General features: G+C 72.0%; 20 protein-coding genes. 10 read left to right on the forward strand and 10 right to left on the reverse strand.

Going from position 1 to position 24,381, the window contains the following annotated elements:
- The first annotated feature begins 11 nt into the window (after positions 1 to 11).
- From ACFTZC_RS25170 to ACFTZC_RS25185, 4 genes are read left to right on the forward strand one after another with little or no spacing between them, the layout of a single operon-like run.
- On the forward strand, positions 12 to 965 hold the full coding sequence (locus ACFTZC_RS25170) for a VlmB-like protein (protein WP_382893358.1): 954 nt from the start codon (positions 12 to 14) through the stop codon (positions 963 to 965).
- Positions 958 to 1,872, forward strand: coding sequence for an alpha/beta fold hydrolase (locus tag ACFTZC_RS25175; RefSeq protein WP_382893359.1), 915 nt, complete (start codon positions 958 to 960; stop codon positions 1,870 to 1,872). The genes ACFTZC_RS25170 and ACFTZC_RS25175 overlap by 8 nt, the downstream gene beginning before the upstream one ends.
- Positions 1,859 to 3,001 carry an acyl-CoA dehydrogenase gene (locus ACFTZC_RS25180; protein WP_382893361.1) on the forward strand — a complete coding sequence of 381 codons (1,143 nt, stop codon included), beginning with the start codon at positions 1,859 to 1,861 and terminating at the stop codon, positions 2,999 to 3,001. Before ACFTZC_RS25175 ends, ACFTZC_RS25180 begins: the two co-directional genes overlap by 14 nt.
- 43 nt (positions 3,002 to 3,044) lie before the next feature.
- The gene (locus ACFTZC_RS25185) at positions 3,045 to 3,524 is read left to right on the forward strand and encodes an SRPBCC family protein (RefSeq protein WP_382893363.1); all 480 of its coding nucleotides are present in this window, start codon (positions 3,045 to 3,047) and stop codon (positions 3,522 to 3,524) included.
- 229 nt (positions 3,525 to 3,753) lie between these two features.
- Here ACFTZC_RS25185 and gcl read toward each other — a convergent pair whose 3' ends face one another.
- The 3 genes from gcl to ACFTZC_RS25200 are packed head-to-tail and all read right to left on the reverse strand — an operon-like array spanning position 3,754 to position 6,905.
- Positions 3,754 to 5,553 carry a glyoxylate carboligase gene (gene gcl / locus ACFTZC_RS25190; RefSeq protein WP_382893365.1) on the reverse strand — a complete coding sequence of 600 codons (1,800 nt, stop codon included), beginning with the start codon at positions 5,551 to 5,553 and terminating at the stop codon, positions 3,754 to 3,756.
- Between the two features lie 23 nt (positions 5,554 to 5,576).
- The gene (locus ACFTZC_RS25195) at positions 5,577 to 6,473 is read right to left on the reverse strand and encodes a 2-hydroxy-3-oxopropionate reductase (RefSeq protein ID WP_382893367.1); all 897 of its coding nucleotides are present in this window, start codon (positions 6,471 to 6,473) and stop codon (positions 5,577 to 5,579) included.
- A gap of 42 nt (positions 6,474 to 6,515) precedes the next feature.
- On the reverse strand, positions 6,516 to 6,905 hold the full coding sequence (locus ACFTZC_RS25200) for a gamma-glutamylcyclotransferase (RefSeq protein ID WP_382893369.1): 390 nt from the start codon (positions 6,903 to 6,905) through the stop codon (positions 6,516 to 6,518).
- Between the two features lie 445 nt (positions 6,906 to 7,350).
- Between ACFTZC_RS25200 and ACFTZC_RS25205 the strand changes: the two genes are divergently transcribed.
- The 3 genes from ACFTZC_RS25205 to ACFTZC_RS25215 all read left to right on the forward strand — a co-directional run bounded on the left by ACFTZC_RS25205 (position 7,351) and on the right by ACFTZC_RS25215 (position 9,510).
- Positions 7,351 to 7,551 (forward strand): DUF3311 domain-containing protein, encoded by a 201-nt coding sequence (locus ACFTZC_RS25205; protein WP_382893371.1) that lies wholly within the window; start codon positions 7,351 to 7,353, stop codon positions 7,549 to 7,551.
- The gene (locus ACFTZC_RS25210; RefSeq protein ID WP_382893373.1) at positions 7,548 to 9,038 is read left to right on the forward strand and encodes a sodium:solute symporter; all 1,491 of its coding nucleotides are present in this window, start codon (positions 7,548 to 7,550) and stop codon (positions 9,036 to 9,038) included. Before ACFTZC_RS25205 ends, ACFTZC_RS25210 begins: the two co-directional genes overlap by 4 nt.
- 91 nt (positions 9,039 to 9,129) lie before the next feature.
- Positions 9,130 to 9,510 carry a hypothetical protein gene (locus tag ACFTZC_RS25215; protein ID WP_382893375.1) on the forward strand — a complete coding sequence of 127 codons (381 nt, stop codon included), beginning with the start codon at positions 9,130 to 9,132 and terminating at the stop codon, positions 9,508 to 9,510.
- An 84-nt stretch (positions 9,511 to 9,594) separates the two neighbouring features.
- Here the strand turns inward: ACFTZC_RS25215 and ACFTZC_RS25220 are convergent, their stop codons facing one another.
- Positions 9,595 to 10,305 carry a 1,4-alpha-glucan branching protein gene (locus ACFTZC_RS25220; protein WP_382893377.1) on the reverse strand — a complete coding sequence of 237 codons (711 nt, stop codon included), beginning with the start codon at positions 10,303 to 10,305 and terminating at the stop codon, positions 9,595 to 9,597.
- 598 nt (positions 10,306 to 10,903) lie between these two features.
- On the opposite strand from ACFTZC_RS25220, the gene ACFTZC_RS25225 reads away from it, so the two are divergent.
- From ACFTZC_RS25225 to ACFTZC_RS25235, 3 genes are all read left to right on the forward strand, one after another.
- On the forward strand, positions 10,904 to 12,445 hold the full coding sequence (locus ACFTZC_RS25225) for a DUF4331 domain-containing protein (protein ID WP_382893378.1): 1,542 nt from the start codon (positions 10,904 to 10,906) through the stop codon (positions 12,443 to 12,445).
- A 125-nt stretch (positions 12,446 to 12,570) separates the two neighbouring features.
- Positions 12,571 to 14,031, forward strand: coding sequence for a tetratricopeptide repeat protein (locus ACFTZC_RS25230; RefSeq protein WP_382893380.1), 1,461 nt, complete (start codon positions 12,571 to 12,573; stop codon positions 14,029 to 14,031).
- A 26-nt stretch (positions 14,032 to 14,057) separates the two neighbouring features.
- Entirely contained in the window at positions 14,058 to 15,851 is a 1,794-nt protein-coding gene (locus ACFTZC_RS25235; RefSeq protein WP_382893433.1) for a sulfite exporter TauE/SafE family protein, read from the forward strand.
- An 18-nt stretch (positions 15,852 to 15,869) separates the two neighbouring features.
- Here ACFTZC_RS25235 and rbsD read toward each other — a convergent pair whose 3' ends face one another.
- From rbsD to ACFTZC_RS25265, 6 genes are all read right to left on the reverse strand, one after another.
- A complete protein-coding gene (gene rbsD, locus ACFTZC_RS25240) occupies positions 15,870 to 16,256 on the reverse strand; it encodes a D-ribose pyranase (RefSeq protein ID WP_382893382.1) in 387 nt (128 codons plus the stop codon).
- Positions 16,253 to 17,230 (reverse strand): ribokinase, encoded by a 978-nt coding sequence (locus ACFTZC_RS25245; RefSeq protein ID WP_382893384.1) that lies wholly within the window; start codon positions 17,228 to 17,230, stop codon positions 16,253 to 16,255. Before ACFTZC_RS25245 ends, rbsD begins: the two co-directional genes overlap by 4 nt.
- 96 nt (positions 17,231 to 17,326) lie before the next feature.
- Positions 17,327 to 19,294, reverse strand: a complete 1,968-nt coding sequence (locus ACFTZC_RS25250) for a substrate-binding domain-containing protein (RefSeq protein ID WP_382893386.1) — start codon at positions 19,292 to 19,294, stop codon at positions 17,327 to 17,329.
- A complete protein-coding gene (locus ACFTZC_RS25255) occupies positions 19,284 to 20,876 on the reverse strand; it encodes a sugar ABC transporter ATP-binding protein (RefSeq protein WP_382893388.1) in 1,593 nt (530 codons plus the stop codon). Before ACFTZC_RS25255 ends, ACFTZC_RS25250 begins: the two co-directional genes overlap by 11 nt.
- Complete coding sequence (locus ACFTZC_RS25260; protein ID WP_382893390.1) at positions 20,873 to 22,027, reverse strand: LacI family DNA-binding transcriptional regulator; 1,155 nt, start codon at positions 22,025 to 22,027, stop codon at positions 20,873 to 20,875. Before ACFTZC_RS25260 ends, ACFTZC_RS25255 begins: the two co-directional genes overlap by 4 nt.
- A 201-nt stretch (positions 22,028 to 22,228) precedes the next feature.
- Positions 22,229 to 24,301: a beta-N-acetylglucosaminidase domain-containing protein gene (locus ACFTZC_RS25265; protein WP_382893392.1), complete on the reverse strand. Its 2,073-nt coding sequence runs from the start codon at positions 24,299 to 24,301 to the stop codon at positions 22,229 to 22,231.
- Positions 24,302 to 24,381: the final 80 nt, after the last annotated feature.

Below are 24,381 nucleotides of genomic sequence, written 5' to 3' on the forward strand. Positions count from 1 at the left end.
GAGGTGGCACGATGACGACGAACATCGCACCGGAAGCAGACTGGGACCAGGCCCCCGACGTGCTCGCGGGCGCCCGCGAACTGAGGCTCACGCCGGAGCGGTGCGACCTGGACTACTGGCTGGTCAATGTCGCCCAGGGTACGCTCCGGGGCCTGGTCAACGGCCACCGCCCGGAGGCGGTGACGCCGGACCACATGCGGAAGCCGGGCCCGCTGCGGGACGCGCTGCTCACCGAGTTCTCCTTCCGCTCCATCGCCGAGGACAAGGCCGCGCGGGCGATCACCTCCCTGGTGGCGAACGCGCCCGACGCGAAGTCCATGGAGTTCTACGCCACCCAGCTGCTGGACGAGGCCCGGCACGCCCAGGCGTTCCGGGCGCACATGACCGAGGTGGGTGTCCCGGAGGCGGAGATCGACGAGGTCGTCGAGCGGTACGCCGGCGAGCACCGCACCCATGTGCTGGACCCGCTGGAGGAGTTCGGGCTGGACGTGATGAACGGGCCGCACCCGTTCCTCTCCGGGGTGCTGGTACTGACCGTTCTGGTCGAGGGGGTGCTGGCGCCGACCGGTGAACTCAGCGAGCGCAAGTGGAAGATCGTCGATCCCGCGGCGGCGAGCGTGGAGCGCGGGGCGGGCATCGACGAGATCCGGCACCTGACCGTCGGCAGCGAGATCGTCAAGCGGCATCTGTCCCGGGACCCGGGGCTCACGGAACATGTGGCGGGCCTCCTGAAGCGCGGCAACGAACTCTGGGCCTCCCTGCCGGTGTTCGAGGTCCTGCGACGCCGGGAGGAACTCTTCCAGGAAGGCGTCCAGCAGATCGCCGACGTCATCGGCGACCACGAGATCTGGCCCGGGCGCCGGCTGCTGGACACCACGCCGGACGAGCGGATCAAGGCCGCGCTGGAGTGGTCCGCCGAGACCCAGGCCGCCCGGCTGGCCTACATGGGCCTGGCCGGTGAGTGACCGGCCCGACGAGCCGCCGGCCGGGGCCGGTTCCGTACGGCTGACCGTGACACTGCCGGACGGAGCCGCCCTCGCGGTGCACCACTGGCCGGCGCCGGCGGGGCGGCCGCTCGTCGTCGTCTGGCCCGCGCTCGGTGTACGGGCGCGCTTCTACCGGCCGTTCGCCACCGCCCTGGCGGCGCACGGCCTCGGCGTCGCGGTGACCGATCTGCGCGGGTACGGCGACAGCCTGCCCCGGCCGGACGCCTCGGCCCGGTACGGCTACCACGAGCTGGCCACCGTGGACTGTCCGGCGGTGGTGGCCGCGCTGCGCGAACAGGCGCCCAGCAGCCCGGTGTTCCTGCTCGGGCACAGCATCGGCGGCCAGATCGGCCTGATGTACGCCGCCCGCAATCCGGCCGATCTGGCCGGGATCCTGCTGGTCGCCGCGGGCACCCCGTACTTCCGCGCGTACCCGCCGCCGACCGGGCTCATCCCGTTGCTCGGCACCAACACCGTCGCGGCGGTCGCCCGGCTGCGCGGCTACTGGCCGGGCGACGTACTGGGCTTCGCCGGACGGCAGTCCCGGGTGCTGGTGGGCGACTGGGCCCGGATGGCCCGCACTGGGCGCTACCGGCCGGCCGGGGCGGACGTCCCGTACGAGGAGCTGATCGCGGCCCTGAGGCTGCCGGTGCTGGCGGTCTCGGTCGGCGGCGACCGGCTGGCGCCGCCCGGCGCGGTGGACGCCCTGTGCGCCCTGCTGCGCGGCGCGGACGTGACGCGCCGGCACCACGGCGAACGGCTCGGCCACACCGGCTGGGTCAGGCGGTCCGAGCCGATCGCCGCCGGGATCGGCCGGTGGATCGACGGCACGCTCACGGCACCACCCTGGAACGGACCCGGAGGAGACGGCGATGAGGTTTCTTGAACGCGAGCGCACGGCACTGGAGAGGTTCCTCCCCGGACTGGACGGCCGCCTCGCCGCCCTGCCCCAGGACGAGCTGGAGCGCCCCGGCGGCCCCGCGCTCGGCCTCTTCAAGGAGGCGGGGGGCGCGGGGCTGCTGGTGCCGTCGGAGCACAAGGGGCTGGGCGCGAGCGCGGTGGAGGCGGTGCGGCTCCAGCGGGCCGTGGGATCGCGCGCGCCGTCCCTGGCGGTGGCCACCACCATGCACCACTTCTCGGTCGCCGGGCTGATCCAGGCGTACGAGGTCACCAAGGGCCTGGAGTGGATGCTGCTCGAAGCGGTCGCCGAACAGCGGCTGCTGATGGCCTCCGGGTTCGCCGAGGGCAGGTCGGGGCAGTCGATCCTCGCCTCCTCCATCACGGCCGTTCAGGACGGCGACGACATCGTCCTCAACGGTGCCAAGAAGCCGTGCAGCCTGTCCGCGTCGATGGACCTGCTCACCGCCTCCGTCCTGCTGGACACCGGCACCGGCACCGACGGCGGCCCGCGCCTCGCCGTGGCGGTGATCCCCGCCACCACTCCCGGGATCTCGGTGCACCCGTTCTGGGGCAGCACCGTGCTGGCCGGCGCGGAGAGCGACGAGGTACGGCTGCGGGACGTCCGGGTCTCACCGGACATGGTGGTCCGTACGGAGCGGGGCGAGGACGGCTCCATGGACCCCGTCCAGACCGTGGGGTTCGTCTGGTTCGAGCTGCTGATGGCGGCCTCGTACCTGGGGATGGCGAGCGCGCTGGCGGAGCGGGTGCTCGACCGGAGGAAGGGCGACCCCGCCGAACGGGCCCGGATCCTGGTGGAGCTGGAAGCGGCCATGGGCGGCGTGACGGACGCCGCCTCGGTGCTGGACACCGGCGGCCCGGTCGGCCAGGCCGAGCTGGCGCAGTCACTGGTGTGCCGGTTCGCGGCTCAGGCCGCCGTCGACCGTGTGGTGCCGCGCTGTCTGGAGGCGCTCGGCGGCATGTCCTACATCTCCGGTGACGAGACGTCGTACCTGGCGGCCTGTGCCGGGGCGCTCAAGTTCCATCCGCCCTCCTTCGGCTGGGCGGCCGAGGCACTGAGCACGGCCTACGCCGGAGGACCGCTCGTCCTGGGGTGACCACCGGCCTCTTACCCACCCCCCTACCCACCGGAGGAATGCGATGGCCTGCCACATACACATCGAGGGACTGCTGACCGACGACGACGCGGACCGGGTGTTCGGCCTGGTCCGTGATTTCGAACGGTACTCCGACCACACCGACGCCGTACGCGAGATCAAGGTGACCGCCGACGAGGCGGGCACCGTCGACTCGTCCTGGGCCGTGAACTTCCGCGGCGGCGTCCTGTACTGGACCGAACGGGACGTCGTCGACCCCGTCGCCCGGCACATCACCTTCGACCAGCTCACCGGGGACTTCGCCCGGTTCGCGGGCAGTTGGGACGTCCGGCAGGCCGACCGGGACGTGGTGGTCCTGTTCTCCTGCGAGTTCGACCTGGGCATCCCCAGCCTGGAGCCGATCATCAACCCGGTCGCGATGCGCGCGCTGACCGACAGCATCGGGCTCATCCTGCGCGGGCTGCTGGGCCAGGGGATCCAGCTGACCAGCAGCGGAAGGGACACCGCGGCCGTCGGCGCATGACCCCGACATTTTGGCATGGACATTGCCGTGGGTGTGGGGGTGCGCTATTCCTGGTACCAGCACGCCCTCGTCGGACGTCCGGACTACGAGGTGCGGGTCTCCGTCACCCTCCGCTGACGTCCTGCTCCCCGTACGTCCTGCTCCCCGTACGGCGGGCAGACCGGCCTGGTCCGCCCGCCGTACGTACGGCCGCGGCCGGCACCGCACACCGGCGCGGCACACCGGCGCGTCAGCCGAGGGGAGCCGCGGCGCCGGTCGCGGGAGCGAGGACGGCGGTGGGCGCCTGCTCCGGGTCGGTGGCCAGTTCCTCGAACTCGGTGACGTTGTCGAGTTCGGTGCCCATGGAGACATTGGTGACCCGTTCGAGGATGATCTCCACGATCACCGGCACCCGGTACTCGGCCATGAGCTTCCTGGCCTCCTCCAGCGCCGGCCCGATGCGGTCCGGCTCGAAGACCCTGATGGCCTTGCAGCCCAGCCCCTCGGCGACCTTGACATGGTCGACGCCGTAACCGCCCACCTCGGGCGCGTTGATGTTGTCGAACGACAACTGGACGCAGAAGTCCATGTCGAAGCCGCGCTGGGCCTGCCGGATCAGCCCGAGGTAGGCGTTGTTGACGACGACATGCAGGTACGGGATCTTGAACTGCGCGCCGACGGCCAGCTCTTCGATCAGGAACTGGAAGTCGTAGTCACCGGAGAGGGCGACGACGGTGGCGTCCGGATCGGCCGTCGCGACCCCCAGCGCCGCGGGCAGGGTCCAGCCCAGCGGCCCCGCCTGTCCGGCGTTGATCCAGTGCCGCGGCCGGTAGACGTGCAGCATCTGCGCCGCCTGGATCTGCGAGAGCCCGATCGTGCTGACGTACCGCGTGTCACGGCCGAACGCCTTGTTCATCTCCTCGTAGACCCGCTGCGGCTTCACCGGCACGTTGTCGAAGTGGGTCTTGCGCAGCATCGTCCGCCGGCGCTCCCGACAACTGTCCGACCAGGCGGAGCGGTCCTTGAGCGCCCCGGAGTCCCGGAGTTCCCGCGCGGCCTCGACGAACAGCTCCAGCGCGGCCCCGGCGTCCGAGACGATGCCGCGGTCCGGGGCGAACACTCGGCCGATCTGGGTCGGTTCGATGTCCACATGGACGAAGGTACGTCCCCGGGTGTACGTGTCGAGGCCGCCGGTGTGCCGGTTGGCCCAGCGGTTCCCGATGCCCAGCACGAAGTCGGACGCGAGCATCGTGGCGTTGCCGTACCGCTGGGACGTCTGGAGCCCGACCATGCCCGCCATGAGCGGATGGTCGTCGGGGATGGCGCCCCAGCCCATCAGGGTGGGCACCACCGGAACGCCGGTCAGCTCCGCGAACTCCACCAGCAGCTCGCTCGCGTCCGCGTTGACGACACCGCCGCCGGCGACGAGCAGCGGTCGCTCGGCGGCCTGGAGCAGCTCCATCGCCTTGTCGATCTGCGCCCGGGTCGCGGCCGGCCGGTAGACCGGGAGGGGCGCGTAGGTCTCCGGGTCGAACTCGATCTCGGCCATCTGGACATCGATCGGCAGATCGATCAGGACCGGTCCCGGGCGGCCCGAGCGCATCAGGTGGAAGGCCTGCTGGAAGGTGCCGGGCACCTGCGCGGGTTCGAGGACGGTCATCGCCATCTTGGTCAGCGGCCCCGCGATCGCGGAGATGTCGACCGCCTGGAAGTCCTCCTTGTGGAGCTTGGCCACCGGTGCCTGGCCGGTGATGCACAGGATCGGGATCGAGTCCGCGGCGGCCGAGTACAGGCCGGTGATCATGTCGGTGCCCGCGGGGCCGCTGGTGCCCACGCAGACGCCGATGTTGCCCGGCCTGGCCCGGGTGTAGCCCTCCGCCATGTGGGAGGCGCCCTCGACGTGCCGGGCGAGGATGTGGGTCAGGCCGCCGTCGCCGCGCATCGCGGCGTAGAAGGGGTTGATCGCCGCGCCGGGCAGACCGAAGACGTGGGTGGTGCCCTCACGCTTCAGGATCTCCACCGCGGCCTGGGCCGCAGTCATGCGAGCCATGGGGTTCTCCAACGGGTCGGGGTTCAGGGGTGGGTGCGGCCGGCGAGGCGTTCGACGCCCCGCAGTAGCGCGGAGTGGTCGAGACCGCCGTCGCCGCAGGCGCGCGCGGAGGCGACGAGTTGGGCGACGAGGGCGCCGACCGGCAGCGGGGCGCCCACCGCGCGGGCGGCGTCGGTGACGATGCCCATGTCCTTGTGGTGCAGGTCGATACGGAAGCCGGGCGTGAAGTCGCCGCTCACCATCGCCTCGCGCTTGCGGGCGAGGACGGTGGAGCCGGCCAGTCCGCCGCCCAGGACGTCGAGCGCCGCCGGGAGGTCCACCCCGGCGTTCCGCAGGAAGACCACGGCCTCGGCCAGGGCCTGCAGATGGACGGCGACGATGAGCTGGTTGGCGGCCTTGACCGTCTGGCCGGCGCCGTGCGGGCCGACGTGCACCACGGTGGTGCCCAGTGCCTCGAAGACCGGCCGGGCGTCGGCGAAGTCGTCGGCGTCACCGCCGACCATGATGGACAGGACGGCCTCGATCGCGCCGGCCTCGCCGCCGGAGACGGGTGCGTCGAGGGTACGGACGCCCTTCTCGCGCCCGGCGGCCGCCACCTCCAGCGCGGTCTCCGGGGTGACGCTGCTCATGTCGATCAGCAGGGTGCCCGGCGCGGCATGGCGCAGGACGCCGTCCTCGCCGAGGACGACCTCTCTGACCTGGGCGTCGGCCGGGACCATGGTGATCACGACCTCGGCGTCCCGGACCGCCTCGGCGACACTGCCGGCGCCCCGGCCACCGGCGGCGACGAGTGTGTCGACGGGGGAGCGGCCGCGGTTGTATCCGGTCACGGTGTGACCGGCCTTCACGAGGTTGGCGGCCATCGGGCCGCCCATGATGCCCAGACCGATGAAGGCGATCTTCCGAGGGGTTGTGCTCATCGTGCGTGTTCCTTCTGTCGTCGTCTCGCGGTGTGTTCGGGGTCAGGCGTCGCGGCCGAGGCTCTTCAGATAGGCGCGCCAGCCGCCGAACGCGGTGATCTCCGTGTGGCCGCCCCGCTCCAGCTCCCCACGGCGCAGCACCATCGAGAAACACGAGGAGCCGTCCTGGAGCTCGATGATGCCGAACTCCAGCTCCGCCGGTTCGTTGGGCAGCAGCTCGTCGCGGAGCACCTCGTCGGGGACGTCGTAGACCTCGCCCTCCACGGTGGTGTCGACGCCGGGGTCGCGCAGCAGGCCGGGGCAGGTGTCCCGGATCGAGAAGAAGCGGTGGCCGGGGGCGGTACGGGTCTTCGCGATCAGTGGGGCGCCCCGCAGGTGGTGGTGGAAGGGGCCGCCCTCCATCGCCTGGCCGTTGAGGAACATGCGTGCCATGGAGTCTCCTCCGGGGGTCATCGGGGGCAACGGGCAGGTTCTGCAATGTGGATAGTATTTTCTGCATTGTGGAATAACAACCCCTCGTGCCGCGTGACTGTCGGGGTGGCCGTCGGCATGGCTGCCGGAGTGGCCGCCGGATGGGGGTGCGCGGCTGCCGGTGGGGCCCCCTCGCGCCGCGCCGACCTGCGGTTCCGCCTCGGCCGTCGTGGTGTCGGCGTATTTTCAACTAAAAGTTTGATTTATCCGTCTTATTGAGAGGCGTTGACAAGGTCACCGGGCGGGCCTATACATCTCCCAGGCTGGAAACTTGTTTCCGCACGATGAAACCCACAGGGCCGCGGCGAGCCGCCCTCGCTCAGCCCGGCGGGCCGAGCCGCTCGTGCCGACCGCCCCGGAGGCGCCGCTCCCGAAGGAGCCCCGCCCGCCCCAGGAGGTTCTTGACGTGAAACCCACTCACCTGCTCGGTGTTATCCCGTTCATCGGGATCCTCGGCGGGATCTTTTTCGCGAACCGGGTGACGCCCTATGTCCTCGGTATGCCGTTCATTCTTTTCTGGCTGGTCATGTGGGTCGTCCTGATCTCGGCGACCATGGCCGTCGTCTACCGGCTGGACCCGGCCAACCGGAAGGATCACACCTCGTGACCGCCATCGCCGTCATCCTCGTCTTCCTCGCCGTCTCCCTGCTGCTCGGGTTGCGGGCCCGCCGCGGCAAGGACATGAACCTGGAGGAGTGGTCGGTCGGCGGCCGAGGATTCGGCTCGGTGTTCGTCTTCCTGTTGCTGGCCGGCGAGATCTACACGACCTTCACCTTCCTGGGCGCCTCGGGCTGGGCGTACGGCAAGGGCGCTCCCGCCTACTACATCCTCTGTTACGCCTCGCTCGCCTACGTGCTGTCGTACTGGCTGCTGCCGGCGGTCTGGCGGTACGCGAAAGCGCACCGGCTGATCTCCCAGTCCGACTTCTTCGTCGCCAAGTTCGAGAGTCCGCTGCTCGGCGCGCTGGTGGCGCTGGTCGGCGTCGTCGCGATGGTGCCGTACCTCGTCCTTCAGCTGAAGGGCCTCGGGATCATCGTCTCGGTGGCCTCGTACGGACACATCTCCTCCCACTGGGCCGTCATCATCGGCACCGTCGCCCTGACCGTCTACGTGACCATCTCCGGCATTCACGGCTCGGCCTGGACCGCGGTGTTCAAGGACGTCGCGATCCTGGCCGTCGTGCTGGTGCTCGGCATCTACCTCCCGGTGCACTACTTCGGCGGCGTCGGGGACATGTTCCGGGCCGTCGACAAGGCCGACCCGGGTCTGCTCACCCTGCCCTCCAGCGGGATGAGCCCGTCGTGGTTCGCCTCGACCGTGCTGCTCTCGGCGGTGGGCTTCTACATGTGGCCGCACACCTTCAGCGCCTCGTACACGGCCCAGAACGAACGGGTCTTCCGGCGCAACGCGATCTTCATGCCGCTCTACCAGCTCATCCTGCTCTTCGTCTTCTTCGTGGGTTTCACCGCGATCCTGGTGGTCCCCGGCCTGCACGGCGCCGACGCGGACCTCGCCCTGCTGCGCATCACCACCGCCACGTTCCCGCCGTGGGTCGTCGGGATCGTCGGCGGGGCCGGGCTGCTCACCGCGCTGGTCCCCGGCTCGCTGCTGCTCATGACCTCGGCCACCTGCCTGGCCAAGAACGTCTACCGCCTCGCCCGGCCGGACACCACCGATACCCAGGTCGGGCGGCTGGCCCAGCTCCTGGTGCCGGCGCTCGCCCTGATCGCCCTGTACTTCACCTTCAACGGCGGCAGTTCCCTGGTCTCCCTGCTGCTCATGGGGTACTCCCTGGTGACCCAGCTCTTCCCCGCCCTGGTGGCGAGCCTGGCCGGCCGGCGACTGGTGACCAAACAGGGGGCCGCGGCGGGCATCTTCGTCGGTGTGACCACGGTCGCCGTCGTCACCCTCTCCGGTGCCACCGTCGGCGACCTGCTGCCCGCCCTGCCGCAGGCGGTCAAGGATCTCAACGTCGGTATCGTGGCCCTGCTCCTCAACGTCGTGGTCATGATGGCCGTCTCCGCCGTCACCCGCGCACCGGACCCCACCGCCGACGTGGCGGCCCGGCCCGAGGCCACCGCCGGAACCGGCTGACCGGGGCTTGACGTCCCTCTGTGGAATGGCCTTCGATGGCTGCCAGTTGGGAATTTCGGGGATTGCCGACGGTCGGCATATGATCTTGGTCATGACTTCGCAAACCCCCGAGAAGAGCCCGTCCCGTAAGCAGAAGCTCCAGGAGAAGCAGCGCCGGCAGCTGGCGGTGGTCGACACCGTCGACAAGGCCGAGGCCAAGCTGCGCAAGGCCGAGGCGGAGCTGGCCGAGGCTGTGGCGGAAGCGGTCGAGGTCTTCGGGAGCGAGCTGGACGCCGCCGACGAACTCGAACTGTCGGTCGACGCGATCCGTCACTTCCTGGACATCGCCGAGGGCGGCGCGGACGGTGCCGACGATGGAGACGGGTCGGGGGAGGCCGCGGGGAACGCCCCGGCCGGCGCCTCCGCGAAGGCCGGGTCGAAGCCCAAGGCCGAGACCGAGGCGGCTCCGGAGCCGGAGCCCGCGGTCGTCTGAGGCACGCGACAGTCAGCCGGCCGACCCACGCGTCGGCCGGCTTCGTGTGCGCGGATACGGGGCGGACGGGGCCCGTATGAGGTCTCAGGCGGGTGCGGGGCCGGTCACGACGACGTATCGGCCGCGTGCCGTGCTTCCGTCCGGGAGGCTCCATCCCGCGGTGACATGGCCGAGGAGCCCGGGCGCGCCGGCGGGGGCGTCCGGGACGGCCAGGAGCGTCCGGTTGACGCGGATGGCCAGCGGGGTCCCCGGCTCACCGGCGGTTCCGCCGGCTGTCGCGCTGCCGCCCGTAGTCCGGACCAGGAGATCGGTGCCGTCCGGCCCGTCCGTCACGGTCAGGGACGCGAACGTACCCGTGGGTCCGGCCCCCGCGAGGCCGCCGGCGACGGACGGGTCGGGGGTGTCGCTGAGGCTCTGGGCCTGCGGCTCGGCGGCGCCGGTGAGCAGGGCGAGGAGCTGTGCGGCGAGCACCGGGTCATGGGCCCCGTCGTAGATCCACCGCCGTCCCAGCACCCCGTGCTCGCTGGTCCCGACGAGCGCCTCGTCGGCCCCGGCGAGCGGCTCGCCCCGGTACGTGAGCGGCACGTGGTACGTGAGGGGCCGGTCGCCCGACGCGTCGGTGACCGCCATGAACTCGATCCCGACCTCGCCGCGGGGATCGTCGAGCCGGAACCCGCCGGTCCGGCTCAGCTCCGGGGCGCTTCCCCCGCCGCGGTACCAGGGCCGCGCGGGGAGCCAGGAGGTGAGCAGCTCCAGCTTGGTGGGGGTCATCGTGGTGCGGTGGACAACTGCCATGTGCCGTAACACCTTTCGCGTCCGCCACGTGCCGGTGACCCGCGGCTCGGGTGCCCATCCTTCCACTCCGGCCGGCACCGCGTCGGCGCACGGTTCCGTCATCGCTCCCGCCTCCCGCAGCTAGCCCAGAGCCACAACTACGCCATCGACGTCAGCGCTTCGGGACACACCGGGCGTCATGTCCGGTGCACAGGTCGACGCGCGGGTCCGAAGAAGCGAGGTCCGTCCGACGCGACGGGCCCCCCACCGCCGGTCCCGGCGAGCACCCCCCCACCGCCGGTCCCGGCGAGCGGGCCGCACGCTCGCCGGGACCGGCGCGCGCATGCCCGGGAGCATCCGGCACAGACCGTTCTGACGTGCGGAAACACCCCCCGTCTTCTCTTCTTCGTTGCACGGCTCCGGATGGATTGGTCCGGCCGGAAATTTTTTTGAAGAGGTCCGATCGGGCTACGTCCCAGCCCTGCCATGCCTTCTTGCCTCCACCGGCCCTGCCGCGCCCCAACTCGCCGCGAACGAGACCGAACAAGAACGGGGTCGCGCACGTAAGGACGTGTACAGCAAGCCGGAACGGCCCCGATGCGGACGAAGGACGGACTCGATGACCCCAATCACCAGAAGCGGGCGTACGTGGCGAGGACGCGGGAGCGTCGCGCTGCTCGCCTGTGGTGCGTTGGCCGCCGGGGGGCTCGCCGCCACCGGCGTGGCCGCGCTGGCGCCACAGGCCGCGCAGGCCTCCAGCCACCGCGAGGCTCCCCTGATCTCGGGACAGCCCCAGTTCGACAACACGGACCTCTACGCGTTCGTCAGCCCCGACCACCCCGACACCACGACCATCGTCGCGAACGTCCTTCCGTTCCAGGAGCCGGCGGGCGGACCGAACTTCTTCACGTTCGCCACCGACGCCCGCTACGACATCCGCATCGACAACAACGGCGACGCCCAGGACGATCTCGTCTACCGGTTCACGTTCAAGGACCACCGCAAGAACGAGGACACCTTCCTCTACAACACCGGTGTGGTGGAGAGCCTGGACTCCCCGGAGCTCAACTTCACGCAGACCTACGACATCGAACTGCTGCGGCTGGAGCACAAGAAGGTCGTCTCCCAGCACAAGGTCGCCGAGAACCTGCCGGTCGCCCCGTCGAACGTCGGCAAGGCGTCGATGCCCGACTACAAGAAGCTCCGCGACCAGGCGGTGGCGAAGGTCCCCGGCGGGATCAAGGCGTTCGCCGGTCAGGCCGACGACCCGTTCTTCGCCGATCTGCGGGTCTTCGACCTGCTGTACGGCGGTGACCTGTCCGAGGTCGGCAACGACACCCTCAAGGGCTACAACGTCAACTCCATCGCCCTCCAGGTGCCGAACTCGTACCTCCAGGAGTCGAAGGAACAGCCGATCATCGGCATCTACTCGACCACGGAGCGCCAGAACGCCTCCGGCGAGTACACCCGGGTGTCGCGCCTCGGCATGCCGCTCGTCAACGAGGTCGTCAACCCCGTCAAGGACAAGGACAAGTTCAACGCCTCCTCGCCGGAGGACGACGGCGACTTCCTGAAGAACGTCACGGAGCCGGAGCTGCCGAAGCTCATCGAGGCGATCTACGACATCAAGGCCCCGGCGGAGCCGCGCGACGACCTCGTCTCGGTCTTCCTGACCGGTGTGAAGGACCTCAACCAGCCCCCGAAGGTCACACCGTCGGAGATGCTGCGCCTCAACACCTCCATCAAGCCGGTCGAGAAGCCGAAGCGGCTCGGCGTGCTGGACGGTGACAACGCGGGCTTCCCGAACGGACGCCGGCTGTCGGACGACGTGCTCGACATCGCGCTCCAGGTCGTCGAGGGCGAACTCGTCGGAGCCGAGAACGACCTGGGCGACGAGGTCGACGCCAACGACAAGGAGTTCGAGAAGAACTTCCCGTACGTGGCCCTGCCCAAGGCCGGTTCCGACGTCGACGCCGCCGACGTGGAGACCAAGGCGTCCGGCACCGGGCTGACGGGCGGCATGAACTCGCTCACCGCGGGATGGTCCAACACCACGGTGATGCTGGTCTCCGCCGGCGTGGGCGCCGTCGTCGCCCTGCTGATCGGCCTCGTCGCCACCTGGTTCCGGGCCCGCCGCTCGCGCCCGTCCTGGGTCGGCTGAACCCCGGACCACCGGCAGTCCGGGGCCGTCTGACCGGCCCGGCGGCGTCATCCGTTCCCCCACGGGCGCCGCCGGGCCACCCCCGCCGCACCACCCGACCATGAGAACCGAGGAAGGCGAGACCGATGCTCGTACGGAAGCCGCAGTTCGCGCGAGGGCGTGAGCGTGAGGGCGAGGATGAGTGCGAGGATGAGTGCGAGGGTCGGGGGAGCGCCGCCGGTACGGGGCGCCGCCGCCGTGTCCTCACCGTCACGGCCGTCGCGCTGGTGCTCACCGCCACCTCGGTGGCGCTCGGCGCCGGCGGCGACGAGGACCGGGGCGTACGCGCCGCGCCCGCGCTCGCGGCGAGCGTCCCCGTCGAGCGGCTGGCCTCGGGGGACCTCGCACAGGGCATCGCGTCCCTCCAGAAACACCTCAAGGACCAGCCCAAGGACGCCACCGGATGGGCGACCCTGGGCACGGCCTACATCGAGCAGGCCAGGACGAGCGGCGACCCGACGCGCTATCCGCAGGCGGAGCAGGCGTTCGAGCGCTCGCTCGCACTGCGCCCCGCCGACAAGAACGACACCGCACTCGCCGGGCGCTCGGCACTGGCCGCCGCGCGGCACGACTTCCCGGCGGCGCTGAGCCAGGCCGACCGGGCGCTGCGGGTCAATCCGTACAGCGAGAGCGCCCTCGCCACGAGGGTCGACGCGCTGGTCGAACTCGGCCGTTACGACGAGGCGTCGAAGGCCGTCGAACTCGCCGACGACCGCCGCCCCGGCCTCCCCGTCTTCACCCGGTACGCGTACGTACGGGAGCTGCGCGGCGACCCGAAGGGCGCGCGTGAGGTGCTGCTGCGCGCGCTGAAGTCGGCGTCCGGCACCGCCGATGTGGCGTACGTCGCCACCGCGCTCGGCCAACTCGCCTGGAGCCAGGGGCAGTACGACGAAGCGCTCGGCCACTACGCGACCGCGCTGCGGGCCGATCCGCGGTACGTCCCCGCGCTGGAGGGGCGTGGGCGTACCCATGCCGCGCAGGGCAGGACCAAGGAGGCGCTGAGCGATCTGGAGGAGGTCGTACGCCGCTTCCCCCTGCCGGGCCAGCTGGCCGCGCTCGGCGAGCTGCGCGAGGCGACCGGGCAGCGGGAGCAGGCCGAGGAACAGTACGAACTCGTCGGTACGTGGACCCGGTTGGCCCGCGCCAACGGTGTCGCCACCGACCTGGAGTCCGCGCTCATCGAGGCCGACCACGGCGACGCCGGGCAGGCACTGAAGGCCGCGCGCGCCGAGTGGTCCCGCCGCGAGAGCGTGCACACGGCGGACGCGCTCGCCTGGGCGCTGCACGCGAACGGGAAGGACCGCGAGGCGCTGACGTACGCGAAGAAGGCGACGGCCGCGTCGCCCGGCTACCGCAACGCTTCCTTCCTCTACCACCGCGGCATGATCGAGCGGGCCCTCGGCGACGACCGGGCCGCGCGCCGTCACCTGGAGGCCGCGCTCGACCTGAACCCCGGCTTCTCGCCCACGGGCGCGCGCGAGGCCAGGTCCGCGCTGGCCGGGATGACCGGATCCGGATCCGGATCCGGATCCCGGGAGGACTCATGACCGGGCGCTTCATGACCGGAGGCTCCATGACCGGGGGCTTCTCGACGGTGCGTCGCGCGGTGCGGTCCGTGCGGTCCGTTCCCCGGCGTACCACCGCCACCGCGCTCGCCACCCTCGTCACCGGGACCGCCCTCGCGCTGCTGCCCGCCTCGGCCGCGCAGGCACACCCGCTGGGGAACTTCACCGTCAGCCAGTACGACGGCCTGGTCGTCGCCCCGGAGACGCTGCGCGTGGACCATGTGGAGGACCTGGCGGAGATCCCGGCCGCGCAGGAGCGGGGCCGTATCGACACCGACGGGAACGACGAGCTGGACGCCGCCGAACTGGCCGCGTGGGCCACCGCGCGGTGCGACACCGCCGCGGCCGGCGCGCGGCTGACGGTGGGGGAGGGCGGCGGGAAGGCCGTCGCCCTCACGGCGGGCGGCGCGAAGGCGCAGGAGCGCCCGGGGCAGGCCGGGCTGCGGACCCTGCGGGTGACGTGCGAACTGAGCGCGCCGCTGCCGGACGACGAGCCGCTGCGGCTCGCCTACCACCCGGCGGGGGTAGCGACCGGCGCGGGCTGGCGCGAGATCACCGCGCGCGGCGACCGGATGACCCTCAGCGAGTCGGGGGACCTGCCGCGCGACTCCCTCTCGCGGCGGCTGACCTCGTACCCCGGCGATCTGCTCTCCTCACCGCCCGACCAGGCGTCGGCCGCCTTCACCGTGCACGCCGGCGGCCCCGCGCTGGCCGGGGGCGAGGACGAGAAGGGCGGTTCCCCGGTGGCCGGGGTGCTGCCGCGCGGGGCTGACCGCTGGGCACAGGCACTGACCGGACTGGTGGCCCGGCACGAACTCACCCTCGGCTTCGCGGCGTTCGCGCTCGGTGTGTCCCTGCTGCTGGGCGCCATGCACGCGCTGGCCCCGGGGCACGGCAAGACCATGATGGCGGCCGCGGCGACGGCGGGCGGTCGCAGCTCCCTGCGCGATGTGCTGGCCCTCGGGCTCTCGGTGACCATGACACACACCCTCGGTGTCTTCGCCCTGGGCGCGCTGATCGTGGCGGGCTCGGCCGCGGCGCCCACCGTGGTGTTCGCGCTCTCCATCGCGAGCGGCGCGCTGGTCGCGATCGCGGGCGCGCTGCTGCTGCGCCGGGCGTGGCGGAACCGTGGCCGTCCGCACGGCCACAGCCACGGTCACGCCCACGGACACAGCCACAGCCCTGGGCACGGGCACAGTCATGGTCATCCGCACGGACACACCCATGAGACGGCGGACAAGGACCGGCTCCCGGTACTCGCCTCCGCGCATCGGCACGAACCCGCCCACGAGCACGAGTTGGCCGAAACCTCGGTGGCCACGCTCACGGTGGAGCGCGAGGACCCCGAGCACACGCGCGGCCACCGGCACAGTCACAGCCCCGGCCACGATCACGACCACGTCAAGGACGGCGACCACGCGCACGCGCACGCCCACGGCCACGCGCACAGCCACCTTCCGCCCGCCCCCGGCCTGCGCGGGATCATCCTCCTCGGCTTCGCCGGCGGACTGGTCCCGAGCCCGTCCGCCGTCGTGGTGCTGGTCGGCGCGGCCGCCCTCGGCCAGGCGTGGTTCGGGTTCCTGCTGGTGATCGCGTACGGTGCCGGGCTCGCCGTCACCCTCGCCGCGGCCGGCTTCGCGGTGGTACGGCTCCGGGAGACCACCACCCGCAGGCTGGCCGCCCGGCCCCGGGGCCGGTTCCTCGCGCTGACCCACCGGATGGCCCCGTTCGCCTCGGCCACCGTCGTCCTCGCCCTCGGCTGCGGACTGCTGCTGCGCGGGGTCGTGACCGGCCTGGGGTGAGCCGCCGCCGTACCAGGGTCAGAAGAACACACCGCACCGCAGCAGCACATTGGCGTACGGCCGCGCCTCACCGGTGCGTACGATCAGCCGCGCGCCCGCCGAGAGCCTCTTCAGCTCCTCGTGCGGGACGAAGCCGAGGTCCGGGAGCGGTGCCAGCAGCCGCGCCGCTTCCGGGTTGGCCTCCCGCACCTCGTGGGCGGCGGTCGCGCCCTCCACGACCAGCTCCGCCAGCAGCCCCTCCAGCACCTGGGCGAAGGACGGCACACCGGCCACGAAGGCCAGGTCCACCAGGCGCGGGCCGGCCGGGACCGGCATACCCGCGTCGCAGACCAGCACACCGTCCCCGTGGCCCAACTCGGCCAGCGCGCCCGCGAGATGACGGTTCAGTATGCCCGATTTCTTCACCGGGACGCTCCCCGCTCCGACGGGTCACCGCTCGACAGCGCCGCCACTTCCGATGCCGTCGGGAACGATGCCTGGGCGCCCGCCCTGGTGACCGCCACGGCGCCGACCCGCGCCGCGTAGGCGGCCGCCGTGGCCAGCTCCTCGCCGGTGCCGAGCCGCCAGGCCAGCGCGGCGGTGAACGCGTCACCGGCGCCCGTCGTGTCCACGGCCCGCACCGGTACGGACGGCACGAGCGCCGTGGTGCGGGCGTCCGCCACCAGCGCCCCGCGCGAGCCCAGGGTGATGACCACCGAGCGCGGCCCCAGCGCGAGCAACGCCCGGGCCCAGTCGGCCGGTTCGTCACCGGGGGAGTCCTCCTGAGAGTCCTCCTGAGAGTTCTCCGGGGACCGACCCGCCGACAGCAGGACCCGTGCCTCGTGCTCGTTGACGATCAGCGGATCGCACGCCGCGAGGATCTCGGCGGGCAGTTCCACCGGGGGCGACGGGTTGAGGACGAAGCGGGTGCCGGGCGCCAGCACCCGTACCACCTCGGCGACCGTCTCCAACGGGATCTCCAACTGGGCGGAGACCACCCGCGACCCCGCCAGCAGCTTCGCCGCGTCCCGTACGTCCTCGGGGGTGAGCCGGGCGTTGGCACCCGGGGACACCACGATGCTGTTGTCCCCGGACGGGTCCACGGTGATCAGCGCCACCCCGGTGGGCGCCCCGCCGGACCGTACCCCCGCCGTGTCGACACCGGCCGTGCGCTGCGAGTCGAGCAGCAGCCGGCCGTGCGCGTCGTCACCGACCCGCGCGAGCAGCGCCGTACGGGCGCCGAGGCGGGCCGCGGCGGCGGCCTGGTTGGCGCCCTTGCCGCCCGGGTGGACCGACAGGTCCGAGCCGAGGACGGTCTCACCGGGGCCGGGGCGCCGCTCGACGCCGATCACCAGGTCGGCGTTGGCCGACCCCACGACCAGCAGGTCGTAGTCGTACATCGCTGTCTCTCTCCGTTTCCTCGGGGCATCGGTGGGTACGGGCACGCGGTGGGTACGGCGCCGGGTGGGTACGGCGCGTGCGGTGTGCGGCGGCCGTCAGGAGAAGTCGGCCACGTTCTCCGCCGTGACCACCTTCACCGGCACCTTCACCGTAGCGTCGATCTTCTCGCCCGCGGCGGCCTCGATCGCGTTGCGTACGGCGAGCTTGCCCAGTTCCCTGGGCTGCTGGGCCACCGACGCGTACAAGGTGCCCGCCTCGACCGCCTTCAGCCCGTCGGGCGTGCCGTCGAAGCCGACCACCGGGACCGACGCGCCGGCCCGGGCGCCGAGTGCCTTGATCGCGCCGAGCGCCATCTCGTCGTTCTCGGCGAAGACACCGTTCACGTCACCGTTGGCCTGGAGCATGTTCGTCATCACGTCGAGGCCCTTGGTGCGGTCGAAGTCCGCCGGCTGCTTCGCGACGACCTTGATACCGGGGAACGCCTTGAGGCCCTGGGCGAAGCCCGCGCCGCGCTCCCGGCTCGCGGAGGTGCCGGCCGTCCCCTGGAGGATCACGATCCGGCCCGTGCCGCCGAGCTTCTCGGCCAGGGTGCGTGCCGCCTGTTCGCCGCCCGCGACGTTGTCGGAGGCGACGAGCGTCGCGACCGCCGCCTGGTTGACCCCGCGGTCGGCGGCGATCACCGGGATCTCCGCCTTGTTGGCGGCGCGTACCGAGGGGCCCGCCGCGTCCGAGTCGACCGGGTTGACGATCACCGACGACATGCCCTCGCTGGTGAAGTTCTGTATCTGGTTGGCCTGTTGGGAGGCGTCGTTCTGGGCGTCGGTGACGGTGAGCCGCACGCCCTTCGCCGCCGCCTCGGCCTGGGCACCGGCCTTCAGCTGGACGAAGAAGGGGTTGTTGAGCGTGGAGACGGACATCCCCAGCTTGGTCGCGCCGCCGGACGAGCCGTTGTTCCAGAAGGAGACACCGCCGATGACGGCGGCCACCAGCACCGCGGCGACCGTGTACTTCACCGCTTGCGCCTTTCCGCCCCCGGGCCCGCCCGTACCGGCGGCGCCGCCCGCGACGGGGGTCGATCCGGCGCGCCGGCGCACCGTGTCGAGGAGCACCGCGAGTGCGATGACCACACCGATGACGACCTGCTGCCAGAACGCCGACACCGACAGCAGGTTGAGGCCGTTGCGCAGCACGGCGAGGATCAGCGCGCCGATCAGGGTGCCGGACGCCTTGCCGACCCCGCCCGACAGGCTCGCGCCGCCGATGACGACCGCGGCGATCGCGTCGAGTTCGTACCCCTGCGCGGCCTGCGGCTGGGCCGAGGAGAGCCGGGAGGCGAGGACGATGCCCGCGACGGCGGCGAACAGTCCGGACAGCGCGTAGACGGCGACCTTCTGGCGCTTGACCCGCAGCCCGGAGAGGCGCGCCGCCTCCTCGTTGCCGCCGATCGCGTACATCGAACGGCCGAGGTAGGTACGGCCCAGGACCACCGCGGTGATCAGCCCCATCACGATCATCACCAGGACCGGCACCGGCAGCCATCCGCCGAGTGTGTCGCCCAGCCGCGAGACCGAGGAGGGGAAGGCGATCGGGCTGCCCTGCGAGATCACCAGGGAGAGGCCGCGGCCCACCGAGAGCATGGCCAGTGTGGCGATGAACGGCGGGAGTTTGCCGTACGAGACGAGCGCGCCGCTGACGAACCCGCACGCGATGCCGGTGGCGACGGCGAGGACGACCGCCAGCCACACCGGCACCCCCTCGGAGGTGGCCGACCACGCCAGTACGGTCGCGGAGAGCGCCGCCACCGAGCCGACCGACAGGTCGATGCCCGCGGTGACGATGACGAAGGTGACACCGAACGCGAGGATCGCGGTCACGGCGGCCTGCACACCGACGTTCAGCAGGTTCTGCGTGGTGAGGAAGTCGCCGGACAGCAGCGACATCGCCACCACCAGGACGACCAGGGCGCTCAGGGCGCCGTTGTCGAGGAGGAGACGGCGGAGCCCCGGGGCGCCACCGCCGCCTGTCGTGTTGCTCTTCTCGCTCTTGAGCGTGTCAGTGGCCACGGGAGCCCTCCACTCCTTCTTCGTCGGTGTTCTCGTTCGTCACGGTGTTCGTCGTGGTGTTTGTCGTGGTGTTCGCTACGGGGGCGGCGGACGGGCCGGTGCTCACGGCGAGCGCCATCACCGCGTCCTGGGTGGCCTCGGCGGCGTCGAGTTCACCGGCGATCCGGCCCTGGGCCATGACCAGCACCCGGTCGCTCATGCCGAGCACCTCGGGCAGATCGCTGGAGATCATCAGCACGGCGTGGCCCGCGGCGGTGAGTTCGTTGATGAGCTGGTAGATCTCGACCTTCGCGCCGACGTCGATACCGCGCGTCGGCTCGTCCAGGATCAGCACCCGGACATCGGCCAGCAGCCACTTGCCGATGACGACCTTCTGCTGGTTGCCGCCGGAGAGGGTGCCCACCCGCTGTTCGAGTCCCGCCATCCGCACGCCGAGCTGTCCGGCCATCCGGGCGGCGGCGGTGTGCTGGGCCTTGCGGTCCACCAGCCCGCCGCGCGTCGCCGAGCGCAGGGTGACCAGGCCGAGGTTCTCCGCGACGGAGGCGTCGAGCAGCAGCCCCTGGCCCTTGCGGTCCTCCGGCACGAGGCCGATCCCGGCGGCCATCGCCGCGCCGACGTCGTACCGCGGCAGGGGAGTTCCCGCCACGTGCACCGTGCCGGTGTCGTAGTGATCGGCGCCGAAGACGGCGCGCACCACCTCGGTGCGGCCCGCGCCCACCAGCCCCGCGATGCCGACGACCTCGCCGGCGCGCACCTCGAACCCCACGTCGTGGAAGACGCCCCGCCGGGTCAGCCCGCTCACACTGAGCAGGGCGGTGCCGGCCTCGGCGCGGCGGCGCGGGTACTGCTGCTCGATGCTGCGGCCCACCATGAGCCGTACGAGTTCGTCCTCCGGCGTCGACGCGGGCACCTGGCCGACACTGCGGCCGTCGCGCAGCACGGTGACCCGGTCGCCGAGCGCCGCGATCTCCTCCAGGTGGTGGGTGATGAAGACGATGCCCACCCCGTCCTCGCGCAGGGCGCGCACGATCCGGAAGAGCTTCTCGACCTCCTCGGAGGTGAGCACGGCGGTCGGCTCGTCCATCACCAGCACGCGCGCGTCCAGGCTGAGAGCCTTCGCGATCTCGACCATCTGGAGCCGGGCGATGCCCAGTTCGCGCACCTTGGTGTGGGGCGGCGTGGTGACGCCGACCCGCTCCAGGAGAGCGGCCGCGTCGGCCTCCATCTTCTTGCGGTCGACGAGGCCGAAGCGGCGCGGCTGGCGCCCCAGGAAGATGTTCTCGGCCACCGTCAGGTCGGGGACGAGGTTGAACTCCTGGTAGATGGTGGCGATGCCGAGCCGCTCCGCGTCCTGCGCGCCGTGGATCCGTACGTCCTCGCCGCCGACGAGCACCCGTCCGGCGTCGGGCCGGCAGGCACCCGAGAGCATCTTGATGAGGGTGCTCTTGCCGGCGCCGTTCTCACCGAGGAGGACATGCACCTCGCCGCGGCGCAGGTCGAAGTCGACGCTGTCGAGCGCGACCACGCCGGGGAAGGTCTTGCGTATCCCTTCGACACGCAGCAACTCGTCAGGGTGACTCACGGGTCGCTCCTTCGCGATCGTGCTGATGGGTTTCGTTCCGACGACGGGACGGGAGCCGGTGACCCCGGTTCCGGTGACTCCGGTTGCCGTGACCCCGGCTCCGTGCGGCCCGGTGGAGGGTCCGCGTGGCCCCGCGGGGCACCGACGCGGCCCGGTGGGCGGCCCGCGCCGCACGAGCTGCGGACGACCAACCGGGCCGGCAGGGTCACGGACGGCGGCTCGCGGCCCGCGATGCGCTCCACCAGTGCCCGTACGGCGGCCCGCCCCAGCTCGTCCGTCGGCTGTGCGACGGCCGTGATCGGCGGGTCCGTGTGCACGAACCAGGGGATGTCGTCGAACGCGGCGAGCGCGATGTCCTCGGGGACCCGCAGACCCCGGGCGCGGAACGCGTCGAGCGCGCCGAGCGCCATCAGGTTGTCCGCGGCGAACACGGCGTCCGGCGGCCGCGGCAGATCGAGGAAGCGCTCGGCGGCCCGGCGCCCGCTCTCCGCCTGGAAGTCCCCCTGGCCGATGTACGCCTCCGGCAGCGCCACCCCGTGCTCACCGAGCGCCGCGCGGAACGCGTCCACGCGTTCGCTGCCGGTGGTGGTGGCCGCGGGCCCCGCGATGATCGCCGGCCTGCGGTGGCCGAGGGCGAGCAGATGGGCGACCAGTTCCCGCACGGCGGCGCGGCCGTCCGCCCGGACGACCGGCACGTCCACCCCCGGGATCCACCGGTCCACGAAGACGACGGGCGTCGCGGCGCGCACCGCGTCGAGGATCAGCTTCGCCCCCCGGTCGGCGGGGGACAGGAGCAGCCCGTCGATCCGGCGGTCCAGCAGCGTACGGACGTGGTGGTCCTGGAGCTCGGGCCGCTCGTCGGCGTTCCCGATGATCACGCTGTAGCCGAGGGCCCGCGCCTCCTCCTCCACGGCGCGCGCCAGGGAGGTGAAGTACGGGTTGAGCACATCGCTGATGACCAGGCCGAGGGTGCGGGTCTCGTCGGTCCGCAGGGAGCGGGCCACCGCGTTGGGCCGGTACCCCAGCGCGGCGACGGCGGCGAGCACCCGGGCGCGGGACTCCGGGCTGACCGACGGATGGTCGTTGAGTACGCGGGACACCGTGGCGGCGGAGACACCCGCCTCGGCCGCGACGTCCTTGATGGCCGCCATCGTCGGTCCACCTCCTCGTGGAATCGATTACACGAGGATTGGAATCGATTACATGCGCGGAAGGCAAGACTCCGAGGGCATCCCGAAACCTGATCGTGATGAAACGGGGCGGTGACCCGGCCGGGTCACCGCCCCGCCGGATCAACCGCCCCCGTCGTACTCGGCCGCGACCGCTGTGCTGCTCGGCCGCGCCCGCCGTGCTCAGCCGCGCAGGCCCGGCGCCTCCCGGATGAAGGTGTCCAGGACCCCGTCCGCGACCTTGATCGTGCCCTGCGGCCGCGTCGTGCCCGGGATCGTCCTGATCGCGGCGGCCCGGCGGGCCAGTTCGGCCGCCTCGGCGAAGCGGGCCTCCCCGCTGCCGCCGCCGAGCTGCTCCCGCAGCCCCTCCACGGTGGCGTCGAGCGAGTCGCCCCACAGATCGAGCGCCGTCAGCCATGGCGCCGTCTCCCTGAGGAAGCCCTGGTCCGCCACCCCCTCCCGGATCCGCTCCGGCGCGTCGGCGAGCTCACGTGCCCGGGCGGCGAGTTCGCCCAGCGCGGCCCGCCGCTCCTGGGCGGAGCCCGTGGCCCATACGGCACGGAACCCGTCCAGCGCCGCGCGCAGCGCCGGTGCCTGCGGCTGCCAGTTCTCCGGGCCGAACGTCGGCGCGAGATGCTGCGTGTCGAAGAAGGCCAGCAGCGCCCGCGTGGTCGCGGGGTCGCCGCCCGACAGATGACCGGCCGCCGCGCGCCAGGTCCGCCCGGCGTCGTAATCCTCGTCGTTCCACGCGAAGGACGCCCCGCCGAAGAGCGCGACCTTGCTCGCGGCCGCCTGGTTCATCGGGTTGAGGACGATGCCGCTCAACTCCTCGTGCAGCCCCGCCTCACGGCGGTCGTACGGGGCCATCAGCAGCCGGCCCGTGGTCTGCCCGTAGTCGTTGACCGGATAGTTGTCCCAGAGGAACACCTTGCGTCCCCAGACCGCCGACGCCGCACGGGCGTCGGCCACACTGATCGACGGCGGGACGACGTCGTTGCCCGTCCACTGCACGACGACCTGGGGGTCGAGCTGCTCGCGCAGCACCTTCTTGTAGGGCGAGTCGGCCATGTCGGAGTACTCGGTGGGCACCATCTGGAGCGGCTGGGCGCCGGCATGTGTTCCGATGAAGTCGCGCTGTACCGCGTTGAGCAGATCGGCCTGCGCCTGCCCTGCGGCCGCCCGGCCCGGAGCACCGTACTTCGCCCGGTCCGCGTCGCAGTTCCAGCTCGTGTAACTGATGTCGTCCAGCGCCACGTAGAAGCTGCGCCCGCCCTGCGCGTAGAGGGATGCGAGCTTGCTCTCCAGGGCCCGCACGTCGTTGGGATCGCTGTAACAGATCGAGAGGCCGGGCGAGATGGCATAGGTGAAGTCGACATGGTGGGTGGTGGCGCGCTCGATCAGCTCGCGCAGGGCGGCCAGCCGGTCGGCCGGATAGGCGTCGCGCCAGCTCTCGCGCAAGTACTCATCGTCCTTGGGCGCGTAGATGTACGTGTTGGCCTTGACCGCGCCGTAGAAGGCGAGTTGGTCGAGCCGGTCGGCGTGCGACCAGGGAGCGCCGTAGAACCCCTCGATGCTGCCGCGCAGGGCCATCAGGGGATGGTCGGTGATCGACACGGCCGAGATGGTTCTGCTCGCGGGGGTCACCAACTGCCGGAAGGTCTGCGCCGCGTAGTAGACACCGTCCGCGTCGTTGCCCGCGAGGACGGCGGTGGAGCCGGTACGGCGGTCGCCCGCGGCGGTGGCGAGCGAGTACCCCTCGGCGGCGAGCGTGTCGGGGACGCTCCCGCCCGCCGCGCGCAGCGCGCGGGCCACCGGCCCGTCCCCGATCGAACCGACCACGACGGTGAGGCCGGGCCCCCGTCCGCCGCCGGCGCGGGCCGGGGGCCCGCCGGATTCGGCAGCGCCGAGGGCCACTTCGCCGAGCGCCACCTCGTCGATCGTGCGGGCCCCGGCCGAGGTCAGGGCCTTCCTGATCACATCGAGACCGGCGGCGTCGGCACCCTCGCCGACCACCAGCCGGACCCGGTCCGGTACGGACAGGGCGCGTCCCGCGGCCGTCATGCGCTGCGGGGTGGGGGTGACGACCGGGAGCCGGTCCGGCGCGGCGGACGTGCCCGCGGGCGCCGCGGTGAGGGAGGCGGGTGGAGTGAGGCCGGTGAGCGGGGTGAGGGCGGTGAACGTCAGTGCCAGGGCGCCGAGTAGGGGGAGGCCGAGAAGGGAACGTCCGGGGTGGTGCCTTCGGGACCAACGGGGCACGGCAACTCCAAGGGGAGCTGGACTCGGTCACCGGCCGGTGACCGATTGGTCTAAACCACCATTCGGAGCGACGGGTGTCA

Origin of the sequence: Streptomyces sp. NPDC056987 (genome assembly GCF_042673865.1) — a bacterium.
Taxonomy (GTDB): Bacteria; Actinomycetota; Actinomycetes; order Streptomycetales; family Streptomycetaceae; genus Streptomyces.

Excerpts from the sequence above, each read along its gene's own strand:
- ACFTZC_RS25220 (WP_382893377.1), bottom strand. The coding sequence starts at position 10,305 with ATGGCAGTTGTCCACCGCACCACGATGACCCCCACCAAGCTGGAGCTG.
- ACFTZC_RS25185 (WP_382893363.1), top strand. The coding sequence starts at position 3,045 with ATGGCCTGCCACATACACATCGAGGGACTGCTGACCGACGACGACGCG.
- ACFTZC_RS25245 (WP_382893384.1), bottom strand. The coding sequence starts at position 17,230 with ATGTACGACTACGACCTGCTGGTCGTGGGGTCGGCCAACGCCGACCTG.
- ACFTZC_RS25235 (WP_382893433.1), top strand. The coding sequence starts at position 14,058 with ATGACCGGGGGCTTCTCGACGGTGCGTCGCGCGGTGCGGTCCGTGCGG.
- ACFTZC_RS25225 (WP_382893378.1), top strand. The coding sequence starts at position 10,904 with ATGACCCCAATCACCAGAAGCGGGCGTACGTGGCGAGGACGCGGGAGC.
- ACFTZC_RS25215 (WP_382893375.1), top strand. The coding sequence starts at position 9,130 with ATGACTTCGCAAACCCCCGAGAAGAGCCCGTCCCGTAAGCAGAAGCTC.
- gcl (WP_382893365.1), bottom strand. The coding sequence starts at position 5,553 with ATGGCTCGCATGACTGCGGCCCAGGCCGCGGTGGAGATCCTGAAGCGT.
- ACFTZC_RS25260 (WP_382893390.1), bottom strand. The coding sequence starts at position 22,027 with ATGGCGGCCATCAAGGACGTCGCGGCCGAGGCGGGTGTCTCCGCCGCC.
- ACFTZC_RS25195 (WP_382893367.1), bottom strand. The coding sequence starts at position 6,473 with ATGAGCACAACCCCTCGGAAGATCGCCTTCATCGGTCTGGGCATCATG.
- ACFTZC_RS25230 (WP_382893380.1), top strand. The coding sequence starts at position 12,571 with ATGCTCGTACGGAAGCCGCAGTTCGCGCGAGGGCGTGAGCGTGAGGGC.
- ACFTZC_RS25180 (WP_382893361.1), top strand. The coding sequence starts at position 1,859 with ATGAGGTTTCTTGAACGCGAGCGCACGGCACTGGAGAGGTTCCTCCCC.
- ACFTZC_RS25200 (WP_382893369.1), bottom strand. The coding sequence starts at position 6,905 with ATGGCACGCATGTTCCTCAACGGCCAGGCGATGGAGGGCGGCCCCTTC.
- ACFTZC_RS25170 (WP_382893358.1), top strand. The coding sequence starts at position 12 with ATGACGACGAACATCGCACCGGAAGCAGACTGGGACCAGGCCCCCGAC.